Raw genomic sequence first — 12,574 nt, 5'->3', positions numbered from 1 at the left:
TCTCTGTAGGCCGGAATAAAGCGGTTCGAGCGCTAGCGAAAACCGCTGTTTCCGGCGGATGGCTGAAGTTAATGGTGACCGAGCATTTGCAACTGCTCGACGATAGGGCCCAAAGCCAGTGCCGGCACGAAAGTCAGCGCGCCGACCATCAGCACGGTGACGATCAGCAATACCGCAAACAAAGGTGTATGCGTCGGCAGGGTGCCGGGACCGACCGGTACCGTCTTTTTGGCCGCCAAGGAGCCGGCAATCGCCAGCACCGGAACCATCAGCCAATAGCGGGAGAACAGCATCGCCAACCCCAGCCAGAGGTTATAAAACGGCACGTTGGCCGACAAGCCGGCGAAGGCGCTGCCGTTGTTGTTGCCGGCCGACGACCAGGCGTACAGCACTTCGCTGAAGCCGTGGGCGCCGGGATTGAAGATCGAGGCCTTGCCGGCGTCCAGCATCAGACTTAGTGCCGTGCCGCCCAGTACCATTAAGGGCGGGATCAAGATGACGATGGCGGCCATTTTCATCTCGAAGGCTTCGATCTTTTTGCCCAGGTACTCCGGGGTGCGGCCTATCATCAGGCCGGCGATGAACACGGCGACGATGGCAAACACGATCATGCCGTATAGGCCGGAGCCGACGCCGCCGAAAATCACCTCGCCGAGTTGCATCAGCCACATCGGCGCCAAACCGCCGAGCGGCGTGTAGGAATCGTGCATCGAGTTGACCGAGCCGTTCGAAGCAGCCGTCGTCGCTACCGCCCACAATCCGGAATTGACGATGCCGAAGCGGGTTTCCTTGCCTTCCATATTGCCGCCAGCTTGTTGCGCGCCGATGCTTTGGTCGACGCCCAATGCCGTCAAGGCCGGATTGCCGTGTTGTTCGGCCGGCACGGTGACAAAGACCAACGCGACGAACACCAAGGTCATCGCCGCCAGAATCGCCCAGCCCTGGCGGGTGTCGCCGACCATGACGCCGAAGCTGTAACACAGCGCCGCCGGAAGCAACAGAATCGCCAGCATTTCCAGGAAATTGGACAGCGGTGTCGGGTTTTCATACGGATGGGCGGAGTTGACGTTGAAGAAACCACCGCCGTTGGTGCCCAATTGCTTGATCGCGATTTGCGAGGCGGCCGGGCCCAAGGCCAGGGTTTGTTTAGTTGGTTTGCCAGTTTGATTCTCCTCACCCCTACCCTCTCCAGCAGGAGAGGGAGCTAAACCCATAGACTTCGCATCAACCGTATTGTTCGAGGATTCCAACAAGCTTACAGTCTGATACGGGTTGAAGGTTTGCACCACGCCCTGGCCGACCAGGACCAGGGCCAACACGAACGACAACGGCAGCAGGATATACAAGGTACTGCGGGTCATATCGACCCAAAAGTTGCCGATACCCTGGGCATTGCGGCGGGCGAAGCCGCGAATCAAAGCGACCAATACCGCCATGCCGCTGGCCGCCGACAGGAAGTTTTGTACGCTCAGCCCCAACATTTGCGTCAGATAGCTCATCGTGCTTTCCCCGCCGTAACCCTGCCAGTTGGTATTGCTGGCAAAGCTGACCGCGGTATTGAAGGCCGAATCCGGCGTCACCGCCGGCAAGGCTTGCGGATTCAATGGCAGCACGTCTTGAAAGCGTTGCAACAAATAGACGGCCAGCAAGCCGAACAGATTGAAGGCCAGCACCGCCCAGGCATACTGCTGCCAGCGCATGTCTTGGTTGGGATCGACCCCGCTCAGACGGTAACACAGCCGCTCGACGCCGGCAAACCAGCGGTTCAATCCCACCGACTCGTCTTGGTAAACCCGGGCCATATAACTACCCAGCGGTTTGACCAAAGCTATCAGCACGATCAGATAAATAGCGATTTGCAGAAAACCTTGTCCACTCATCAGAATTTCTCCGGGCAAAACAGCGCGACCAGCAGATAGACGAACACGGCCAAGGCCAGCCCGCCGCTCAATAGATAAATCCAGCTCATGCTTGCCCCCTTAGCGCATTGCAGCCGGCTACTAACAAGGCGCTCGCGGCAAAGAAGGTCGCCGCTACCAGTAAATACAGGGTGTCCATCGTTACCTCCACTCATTAAGCCGGCTTTGCCGCCGTTATCGATTGCGTAGCGATAGGGTAGGGATCGGCAGGTAAAAATGCCGTAAAAATGGCGTCAACCGAGGTAAAGAAAATATAAGATTTTTGTATTTGGCCGCGGCAGCGGAATCGGAGAGGTGGATGTTACGTGGCTCGGCGATTCGAACGCTTGTATGCGAGGCTGCAGAGGCCGGCGGGTGAACAGCGGGATTTTAGCGGGGGCAGGGTATCGGCCGGGCGGTGGCCGACAGTTTGAACAGATAAAAAACGGGAACCGGGCTCCGGCGCATGCCGTAACCCGGAGAACGCCGGGTTAAGCCGCCGCCAGACCTTTGACGATGTCCAGCACCGCTTGGGCGTGGCCTTCGTGGTTGACGCCGTACATGGCTTCCACCAGCTTGCCGTCTTTATCGATAATGAAGGTGGAGCGAACGATCTTCCATTTTTTGACGCCGTCTTTTTCCACTTCCTGCCAAGTGCCGTAACTGTCGCACAAGGTGCCGTCGGTGTCGGCCAGCAGTTGTACGTTCAGGCCGTATTTGGCAATGAAGGCGCGGTGGCTTTCGCAATCGTCTTTGCTGACGCCGATCACCACGGTATCCAGCGCCGCGAATTCGTCGGCCAGGCCGGTAAAGTCGTTGGCTTCTATGGTGCAGCCCGGCGTGTCGTCTTTCGGATAGAAATACAGCACGATGTTCTTTTCGCCCTGATAGTCGGCCAGATAAACCGGTTTATTGTGTTGGTTGACGGCGCGGAAGAAGGGCGCTTCCTGGTTTTTTTCTAATTGTGACATGCGATTCTCCTCTCGATTTCGGCCTGTAGGAACCGGAGCCAAGTCCGGGTGGCGCTGCGTTGGCGGGCGCCGGGTTTTCAAGACCAACGGTCGTTGAAATTGGGAGCGGTTTTTGGTTGAAACCGCAATTGGCCGATTATGAACCAAGTTTTCAGGCCCTATCTACCCCAAAAGCAGTGGGGCAAAGTCGGCTCCGGCTAAGGGCCCTGGTAAGGGAGAAATTCGCCGCTCGGTTAAGCCCACTGCTCGTCGATTTTACCGTCGTGGCCGCAAAACACCGCGCGGGTCAGGCCGCTGAAAATGCCGTGTTCGACGATGCCGGGAATGGCGTTCAGACGTTCGTTCAGGGTTTTGCCGTCCAGATTGGGTTCGAAAGCCACATCCAGTACCAGACTACCGTGCGATGTCACCACCAGGCCGTCCTGGTTCGGGGTCTGCCGCAAGTTGCCGTGGCCGCCGATCGCAGCGACGCTGCGTTGCGCCAAACGCCAGGCGAACGGGCTGACTTCGATCGGAATCGGGAAGTTTTCGCCGATCCGTTTTACCCGTTTGCTGGCGTCGATCAACACCAAAAACGAGTCGGCGGCTTTGGCCAGCAATTTTTCCCGCACCAGATCGTAGCCGCGGCCTTTCAGCAGCGTCAGGTCCGGCGCTACTTCATCGGCGCCGTCGACGTATAAATCCAGACCGTCGATGTGCTCCATGCCCAGTAATGACAGACCTAGCTGTTTGGCCTTATTGGCGCTGACCACCGAGCTGGACACGACTTTGACTTTCAAGCCTTCTTCGTTCTGTCGGCGCGCCAGTTCTTCGATGAAAAAATTGGCGGTGGAGCCGGTGCCGAGGCCGACGATCATGCCGTTTTGCACTTGCTGAGCCGCGTAGTGGGCGACGCGTTGTTTATCGTTCATGGTCGTCTGCTCCTGTGTTGGTTGGCTTTATTCTTCCAGTTTGGCGATCCGGGCTTCCAGGGCCTTGAATTTCTGCAACAGTTCCGGCAGTTTGGCCAGCGCCGCTAATTCCCGCCACGCCACTTTACGATCCTTGGCCGGGCTGCCGAACACTTGTGCGCCCGGATCGACATCGGCCGAGATGCCGCTACGCGCCATGACCACGGCACGGGAGCCGATTTTGACGTGGTCGGCAACGCCGGTGCTGCCGGCCAAAATCGCGCCGTCCTCAATGGTGCAGGAACCGGAAATGCCGGACTGGCCGCAGATGATGACGTTGCGACCGACGATATTGTTGTGGCCCAGCTGCACCAGATTGTCGATCTTGCTGCCGGCGCCGATTTTGGTCGCGCCCAGCGCGCCGCGGTCGATACAGGTGTTGGCGCCGATTTCGACGTTGTCGGCAATTTCGACGTGGCCGACGTGCGGCACTTTGACGTGCTGGTTGTCGCGGAATTTGTAACCGAAGCCGTCGGCACCGATGACCGCGCCGGCATGGATGATGACGTTGTTGCCGATCACGCTGCGGTCGTAAATCACCGCATTCGGGTGAATGTGGCAGTGTTTGCCGATCGAGACGTGGTTGCCGATGCGGGCGCCGGCTTCGATGGTGCTGCTATCGCCGATGCTGCTGTGCTGGCCGATCGTGGCGAAAGGGCCGACGTGGACGTCGTAGCCCAGCGTCGAGGTGTCGGCCAGTACCGCATGTTCGGACACCTGGCGTTTCAGCACCGGTTCCGGGTGCAGTGCCTTCACCGCATTCAAGAAGCTGATTTCCGGGTCCTTGCACACCAGCAGGGCCAGATTTTCCGGGATTTCGCTGTCGATCAAGGCTTCGCTGATAAAGCAGGCGGAGGCTTGGGTGTCTTTCAAGTATTTTTTGTATTTGCCGTCGCTCAGTACCGTCACCTGATGGGCGTGGGCAGACATGATGTCGGCGGCGGAGTTGATGAAGACCGAGGCATCGCCGCCGTGCACGGTGGCGTCGCAGAGTTGGGCCAGATCCTTAATAAGCATGCGGTTTCCTATTTCCAAATTCCAATGATATGGGTGAAGTCGTCGGTCCAGGGTTGCAAACCGAAGGTCAACGGCAATTTTTGCCAATGCCCGAGCCGGCTTTGCTGCAAGCGTTGCAGGCGTTCCGGATTCTTGGCGATCACCACCCAGTCGGTGGCGACCACCAGAGGGACATCGGTTTCCGGTTTAAATTCCTGCAGCAAGGCCGCCAGATGCAACTGGTTGACGTGGTCGGCCATGACTTTTTTCAAAGCCAGGTGGCGGTTGGTGATGTGAAACGTCAGCAGGCCGTCGTCTTTCAGCTTGGCGAAGTATAGCTGCAAGGCCTCGCGGGTCAGCAGATGGGTCGGCACCGCATCCGAGCTGAATGCGTCCATGACCAGCAGATCGAAACTGCGGTCCGCGGCTTTGGCCAGCGACAGGCGGGCGTCGCCGACCACCATTTCGGCTTGCGGGTTGCAGCGGCTCAGGTAGCTGAACCATTTCGGATTTTGGGCCACCTCGACCACCAGCGGATCGATTTCGTAAAACGTCCATTGCTGGCCGGGCTTGAAGTAGCAGGCCAGCGCACCGGCGCCCAAACCGACCGCGCCGATATGCCAATGCTGGTTTTCGGCGTCGAACTCGGCGAACACCTGGCCGATCGGGCCGGGTTTGCTGTAGTAGGTCAACGGTGTCGTCAGGTTGCCGGGGGTCAGGCGTTGTGCGCCGTGTTTAGTGGTGCCGTGGTACAGCTCGTGCACGGTTTCCGGCTTCTGGTTTTCGTCCGGGATCACGGTGTCGCGCACCGACATTACGCCGAAAAAGCTGCGTTCCTGGTACAGGGTGTTGGAGGCCATGCTGTGCAGGCCCAGCGTAAACAGCAGCAACACGCCCGTCAGCGAACCTAGCGCGATTGGGCTATGGCGCAGTGCGTAACTGACGCCGGCCAGCAGGATCAGGGCGCCGCCGATCAGATCCAGATAGTCGAACAATTCGCGGCTGCTGAAATAAACGATCAGGCCGACCGCCAGCACCACGGCCGGGAAAATCGGCTGCAGAAACCATTTGCCGTCGAAAAAGCCGGGACGCAACAACAGTGCCGCGACGATCATGATCGGGTATTCGTAGACCGAGTTGAATACGAACGGGGCGACGAAGGTATTGAACAGTCCGCCCAACATGCCGGCGAACGACATGACCAGATAAAAACGGGTCAGATATCGTGGATGCGGCCGGCTTTTCGCCAATTCGCCGTGGCAGACCATTACCGCCAGGAAAAACGCGATCAGGTGCAGAATCAAGTCCAGCCAATAAGGCAGCGTGGCCGGATTGATGAAGGAATAGGCGATGAATATCGTCAATACCGCCGGTTGCGCGGCCAGCATCCAGGGCCGGAGCCGGTCGGCCCAGGTGCCGAACACCAGAATGAAGGTCAGTAGGTACAAGGTTAGCGGCACGATCCACAACAACGGTACTGCGGCGATGTCGGTACTGATGAACTGAGTCAAGCCGAGCAATAAACTGGACGGCACGAAAGCCAAGGCCAGCCAATGCAGTTGTTGCAACGTCGTGGGCGGTTCGACGCCGGCATCGGCCAGCACCTCGTCTTCGGCCTTATCGGCCTGATTCCGCCAAAAACTGATGCCGCAAACCAGAATCAGCAGGCATAAGCCGACGTAAGCGCCACTCCAGGCCAGCCGTTGCGTCGTCAGGCCCAAATTGGGTTCGATCAAAAACGGGTAGCTTAATAGCGCCAACAGGCTGCCGGCGTTGCTGGCGGCGTATAAATAGTAGGGATCGCCGCTGCTGTGATGGCCGCTGTGCGAGAACCATTCTTGCAGCAACGGCGCTGTGGTCGACACCACGAAGAAGGGCAGGCCGATGGCTAGAAACAAAGTCCAAACCAGCCATAGCGTCGGATTGCCGGCGGTGGGCGGCGTCGCGTCTGCCGGCAACGCTACCGGTAACGCGATCGCGCTGAAAATCAGCAGCGCGGTATGGATTTGCAACTGGCGCTGGCTGCCGAAACGCGAACTGAGCCAATCGGCATACAGATAGCCGAGGAACAGCAGGGTCTGGTAAAACACCATGCAGGTATTCCACACCGCCGGCGTACCGCCCAGCAAGGGCAGCAGAATTTTGCCGAACATCGGCTGCAGCACGAACATTAACGTGGCGCTGGCGAACAGGGTGGCGGCGAACGGAATGACGGGAGAAATCGAAGATTGGCGGGCAGTTTGTGCGGTGCTGTTCATTGTTATTCTGATTGTGGTCGAACGAGTCGCGGCCCATCATAAAGCATTTGGCGGCGCTTGTGGCCGCTCCGGCGATACGAGTGACCAGCCTTTGCCGCCGGGGGAAGCGGAAGGTTGGAGGTTTTGTTCGCTCGGTGACGCATTGTTCGCAGGGGCGATATCGGTCGCGTCAAGGTTTTGGCGACTTCCACCGCGACCGGCTTAGTCTTGCTTTGCCCGAGCCCGGCTGCTGGTCGCCAGCCTTCAATAGCCAACTCGGTTAGCGGGAGCGGATCGGCGGATGGCGGTTGCCGAGTTCGTCCAAATCGTCCAGGCTCATAATCGGCGAATACATCAGGTCTTTGATGTCGGTAGAGCGGGTCCAACCCAAATCCATTTCGCCGATTGCGCGCTTGGTCATTTTCAGAAAGCGGGTTTCCACTGCCGGACTGGTCGCGGTATCTCCCGGTTGGTGCATGCGTGCGGCAGAAACAACCGAGCAGCGGCAATCGCGGTCGTGGAAGGAAAATTGAAAACGAAAATTGCGGTCGCGAGCATTAATGTCGCGGTTGGTGAGGAACACGAAATGGGTGTGCTTGCCGCCTTCCGGCAAGCGTCGCATCACCGTACCGGCTTGTTCGAAGATATCTTGCGCGGCGTATTGTTGCGTGCCGGGAAAGGCGTGCAAGCGCAAGCTACCCAACGGCAGCGTGGCCTTGACCCGAATGCCGAACTCCTTAGTCAACGTTTTCGCCATCTGTGCGGCGTAATCGGCGGAGAAATCGTCTAGCGGTAGTAGATAGACATCGACCGGACCGGTTTTCTCTGCCGGCTGGGTCTTGGTCTGAGAGGGCGCGGGTTTAAAGTCGGGAATCGGCGCCAGGGTTTCGGCGGGCGCTGGCGTTTCGATCGCCGCGCAGCCGGTCATGATGACCGCGATTGCGGTTAAGAGTGCTGGACATTTCATTGATTAGATCCTAAACGGTGAAACAGACTTGGCCGACGGCAGCTGGTTAGCTGCGCCGCTTTAGTGGTCGAGTGAACTAGCTGACGGTGGGGCGCGAATGCCGACCGTCGCCGGAATTCTAACGATTCGCCGCCCATGTGCCAATCTTGACTAGCGTGTTAAAGTCAGCCGCTATCCCCCGGCGCTGCTGGCGGAATAACTTCAAAACCGGTTATTGGTAGTTTTCAACATGTACAGCCCCGTTCAGTTTCAAGAGCACGACCCACAGCTTCTCCAGGCATTGATGCGGGACTACCCGTTGGCATGCCTGATTACACCGACTTCAACGGGAACGGAAATCAATCACCTGCCGTTGCTTTGGCGCGATGACGGCTCTGAGCAAGGCGTGTTGCATGGTCATGTCGCCCGCAACAATCCGGTTTGGCGTGAATACGACCGACGCCAGCCGGCGTCGGCGGTGTTCCAAGGCCCCAGCGCTTACATTTCGCCAACCTGGTACGTTGGCACGCGCGAGCATGGCAAAGTTGTGCCGACCTGGAATTACGCCGTCGTGCATGCTCATGGCCGGCTGCGGGTTGTAGAAGATGCCGCTTGGTTGTATCGACACTTGGCGGAGATGACCGACGTGCAGGAGACCGGTCTGGCCTCGCCGTGGGCTTTGGCCGATGCGCCGGCCGAATTTACTGGCAATTTGCTGAACCAGATTATCGGTATCGAAATTGCCGTCGAGCGCTTGGAGGGGAAGTGGAAAGTCAGTCAAAACCAGCCCATCGCCAATCGGCTCGGGGTAATCGCAGGATTGCAATCCTGCAGCCAGCCGCAAGCAGCAGCAATGGCGGATCTGGTGCGGCGCCGTTTGCCCAACGGCGATTGATGGTGGCGTTGCGACGGTGTTTAGGCAAATGATTGCCGGCTGCGCGGCGTCAAGAATCTGACTGGAAATCCGTGCCGGGGCGGCAATAAATTGCGCCTTTGCCAGACTTCGGCGGATGAAATATTTTTTGTTTTTATATAAGTTTTTGTTTTTTTTATATAAAAGTTATATGGCATGGAAAGTGAATGATCCGGGTAGGCGGCAATAATGCCAAACTCATTAGAGATTTATCGGGAGAACGATCATGCCATCACCAATGGTCATCAATACGAATATCGCTTCATTGAACAGCCAGAAATATCTGAGCCGGACTAACGAAAGTCTGCAAACGTCTATGGAGCGCTTGTCTTCAGGCATGCGGGTCAACAGCGCGAAAGACGACGCGGCCGGTTTGGCGATTGCCGACCGGATGACTTCGCAGATCCGCGGTATGACGGTTGCCATGCGCAACGCCAACGACGGTATTTCCATGGCGCAAACTGCCGAGGCCGGCATGGGAACGCTGACCGAAACCTTGCAACGGATGCGCGATCTGGCGATTCAGGCGGCGAACCGGGCGGCGGTCAGCAATGGCGACCGGCAAAAACTGCAAACCGAGTTTGCCCAGTTGGGCGACGAGTTGCAGCGGATTATCACCAACACCGAGTTCAACGGTAAGAAAATCCTGAACGGCTCGTTGCAAGGCGCGAACTTCCAAATCGGTGCCAACACCGCCTCGGATAACCAGATTTCGGTGACGGTATCCAATCTGTTGAGTATGTCCGGCATCAACGAGCTGTTCGGCACTAACCGCTCGATCGGTAGCGCTGCGACTTCCACGTTCGTGCGGTCCGCGATCGATGCGATCGATACCGCGATCGAGAAGATCGATATCTTCCGTTCCAACCTCGGTGCGATTCAAAACCGTTTCACGACCACGATTGCTAATCTACAATCGTCTATCGAGAACCAAAGTGCGGCGCGGTCCAGAATCATGGATGCCGACTTCGCTTCGGAAACTTCGAATCTGACCCGCAGCCAGATCCTGCAACAAGCCGGCACGGCGATGTTGGCGCAGGCGAATCAGGTCTCGCAAGGGGTCTTGAAACTATTGCAATAAACCGGGCTACCAGGCGCGAGGTATGACAGAAACGATCGATTTGGCGGATGAACAAGCGCTGGGGCCGTTAACGACGAACGCGTTCGGCGACCGCTACTTTTTCAATCTGAATCGCCACGCGTTCGATAAGCTCGGCGCGGCGGCGTTGTTCGAGACCAAGTTCGGCGATCTGTTGTTCAGGGAAGACGAGCTGAACATCGTTGTCGGTACTGATTCCGGCATGTTGTTGCAGTATTTGCGCGGCAAGACTTTGCCGAAGGGTACCCGATATATTTTTATCGAGCCGGATCGGGTATTGCAGGCCTTGCTCAGCCATGACTTGCTTGGGGAGACAGACGAACGTATCGTTTGCGTCGGTCCCGGCGAGTGGCCGCAGACCCTGCAAAAATTCAAAGCCGCCGATTATTTTTATATCGATGCGGTGAAATCGGTCAATGCGTTGTGCGCACAGGACGATTTTATCGACGAATACGCCGAGTTGAGTTGGCACGTCGCCGAGGTTCTGTCGCAACTGAACTGGCGGTATAGCGCCGAATTGGGTTCGGAAGCGTTTATTGCCCGGCAAATCGCCAATGCAGCCGACAACCGGTTGCCGGCCAAATTATTGGCGAAGGCGTTCAGCGGCAAAACGGTGGCAATTCTTGCCGGCGGGCCGTCGCTCGATCAGGCTTTGCCCTGGGTAATCCAGCATCGGCAGCAGTGCGTGGTATTTGCCGTCTCCCGCATTTCCAGGCAACTGCTGGCCGCCGGTATCGAACCGGACTTCGTGTTTTCCGTCGACCCCACCGATTTAAGTTTCGATATCAGCAAGGAAATGCTGAACTTCAGCAAAAAAACCGTTTTTGTCTGTTCTTACCACACTGTACCGACGTTGGTCAGTCAATGGCCGGGCACCATGCTCTATCTGGGGGCCCGCTTGCCCTGGCAGAGCGACTTGAATATCAAAAACCTGAGCAGCGCCGGTCCTACCGTGACCAACACGGCCTTGAACATGGCCTACGAATTCGGTTTCAGTCGCATTATTTTATGCGGCGTCGACCTGTGTTTTACCCGCGAGGGCTTCACTCACGCCAAAGGCAGCGACGAACAATTGGCTGGGCCGCGCTTCAATCTAACCTCATTGCAAGTCGAGACTAATGGCGGTTATCTGGCGCCAACCAGTTGCGATTTTGCCCAAGCGATCAAGTCGTTGGGACGGCAGACCCAGTTGCTGAGCCGTGCCGGTTGTCGCATCGTCAACCTGGCCGAGGGGGCCGCAAAAATCGAAGCGGTGGAATATCTGCCGGCGGCGTCGTTGCTGCTGGACTCAGAGCCTGTCGATGTGGATTCCATTCTGACGGCACGGCTGTCATCGGCGAGCGGCGGATGCCAGGATCTCGAGCAGGTTCATGCCGAATTGAAACGCGCGCAACACCAAGTCAAAGCGATTGCCAAACTGTCTGCTAACGCCCGCCAAATTAATGACGCGATGTATCGGAGCGAGGGTACGGTCGTCAGTTTTAAAGACAAGAAAAACCTTGACCAAATCGAGAAAAAATTTAAGCGCGAATATCGGCAATACAGCCGGCTGGTCAAAAAATTCGGTATTCGCAGTTTCATCAAATTGACCAAGCCGTTCGACGATGCGGAATGGAGCGCCGAGGAAGCCCGCCAATTGGGCAACGTCTATTACGATGCCTATGCCGAAGGCGCCAATAAGTTGTTGGCTTTGATCGATGCAGCGATCGATCGGGTTTCTGCGCGTCGGCAAGAGCAAATGCCGCAGCCCGATTTTGCTCAGCTGCTTGCCCAGGCGGAAACAGACCGCAGTTACGGCCGAGTCAAATTGTGGCGGCGAAAATTCGGCGAAGAATCGTTACCGGCCGGGTTCGCTGCTGAATTTGCCGAGATGGAGCGGCGTTATGCGGACGTCTTGAGCGATCGCAATACCAAGCACATGGCTCGAGCCAAGAGCCACAGCAATCTGGCTGCGGTAAAGCATCGGGCCGGTTTGCTGTTCAAACATCGCAAAACGGCAGAACTGCGAGATTTGCTTGCCGCACTGGATAAGCATGAGCAACAGCAGGCGGCAAATTGTTACCGCTTTTTGGTCGAGGGCTATCTGGCCGAATTGCAGGAGTGCCCGGAAGATGCGTTGGACGCTTACCAGCGAGTGGTCGATTTGGGGGATGCCTTGCTGGAGGAAGCTTTGGCCAGAATTGCCGCGATCGGCGTCAGTCACGACGACGGGCAAACGGCCAGATTGGCTTTGGAGTGCTTGTCGCAATTGAATCCGGTGTATTTGCCGTTCTACGCCGAAATTCAACGGTTGCAGCAGGACATGGTTGCGGCTATCGATTCGTACGCGGCGTATATCGGGCAGTTCCCGCAAGACGTACTGGTACAGATGAAATTGGCGGCGTTGTACGGCGAATGCCGGATTTACGATGGGGCGGATATGATGCTGGATTACATTTTGCAGCAAAAACCGGATTACGCTGCGGCGTTGGCTTTGAAGCGGCACCTGTCGGAGCAGAAAACGGCGGGTTAGGGCTAAAGATTTCGCGTTGTCGGGCGATAAGCTTGGCAGTGCTATCTTTTGT

General features: G+C 57.2%; 10 protein-coding genes. 3 read left to right on the top strand and 7 right to left on the bottom strand.

What is annotated here, in order from left to right; all coding sequences use genetic code 11:
• Positions 1–68: 68 nt before the first annotated feature.
• The 7 genes from kdpA to ACH518_RS20555 form a co-directional block, all read right to left on the bottom strand.
• On the bottom strand, positions 69–1,880 hold the full coding sequence (gene kdpA / locus ACH518_RS20585) for a potassium-transporting ATPase subunit KdpA (protein WP_445371450.1): 1,812 nt from the start codon (positions 1,878–1,880) through the stop codon (positions 69–71).
• Positions 1,880–1,969, bottom strand: a complete 90-nt coding sequence (locus ACH518_RS20580; RefSeq protein WP_064020706.1) for a potassium-transporting ATPase subunit F — start codon at positions 1,967–1,969, stop codon at positions 1,880–1,882. The genes kdpA and ACH518_RS20580 overlap by 1 nt, the downstream gene beginning before the upstream one ends.
• 420 nt (positions 1,970–2,389) lie before the next feature.
• Positions 2,390–2,869, bottom strand: coding sequence for a peroxiredoxin (locus ACH518_RS20575; RefSeq protein ID WP_445371449.1), 480 nt, complete (start codon positions 2,867–2,869; stop codon positions 2,390–2,392).
• 233 nt (positions 2,870–3,102) lie between these two features.
• Complete coding sequence (rpiA, locus tag ACH518_RS20570; protein ID WP_445371448.1) at positions 3,103–3,780, bottom strand: ribose-5-phosphate isomerase RpiA; 678 nt, start codon at positions 3,778–3,780, stop codon at positions 3,103–3,105.
• A gap of 27 nt (positions 3,781–3,807) precedes the next feature.
• Positions 3,808–4,836, bottom strand: coding sequence for a UDP-3-O-(3-hydroxymyristoyl)glucosamine N-acyltransferase (lpxD, locus tag ACH518_RS20565; RefSeq protein WP_445371447.1), 1,029 nt, complete (start codon positions 4,834–4,836; stop codon positions 3,808–3,810).
• Between the two features lie 8 nt (positions 4,837–4,844).
• The gene (locus ACH518_RS20560; protein ID WP_445371446.1) at positions 4,845–7,073 is read right to left on the bottom strand and encodes a spermidine synthase; all 2,229 of its coding nucleotides are present in this window, start codon (positions 7,071–7,073) and stop codon (positions 4,845–4,847) included.
• A gap of 259 nt (positions 7,074–7,332) precedes the next feature.
• Complete coding sequence (locus tag ACH518_RS20555; protein WP_445371445.1) at positions 7,333–8,019, bottom strand: hypothetical protein; 687 nt, start codon at positions 8,017–8,019, stop codon at positions 7,333–7,335.
• A 229-nt stretch (positions 8,020–8,248) separates the two neighbouring features.
• On the opposite strand from ACH518_RS20555, the gene ACH518_RS20550 reads away from it, so the two are divergent.
• From ACH518_RS20550 to ACH518_RS20540, 3 genes are all read left to right on the top strand, one after another.
• Positions 8,249–8,893 (top strand): FMN-binding negative transcriptional regulator, encoded by a 645-nt coding sequence (locus tag ACH518_RS20550; RefSeq protein WP_445371444.1) that lies wholly within the window; start codon positions 8,249–8,251, stop codon positions 8,891–8,893.
• 244 nt (positions 8,894–9,137) lie between these two features.
• Positions 9,138–9,992, top strand: coding sequence for a flagellin N-terminal helical domain-containing protein (locus ACH518_RS20545; protein WP_278210844.1), 855 nt, complete (start codon positions 9,138–9,140; stop codon positions 9,990–9,992).
• Positions 9,993–10,014: 22 nt separating this feature from the next.
• Positions 10,015–12,522, top strand: a complete 2,508-nt coding sequence (locus ACH518_RS20540; RefSeq protein WP_445371443.1) for a 6-hydroxymethylpterin diphosphokinase MptE-like protein — start codon at positions 10,015–10,017, stop codon at positions 12,520–12,522.
• Positions 12,523–12,574: the final 52 nt, after the last annotated feature.

The organism is Methylomonas sp. HW2-6, assembly GCF_052474525.1.
This window is presented reverse-complemented; position numbering and strand designations above follow the sequence as displayed.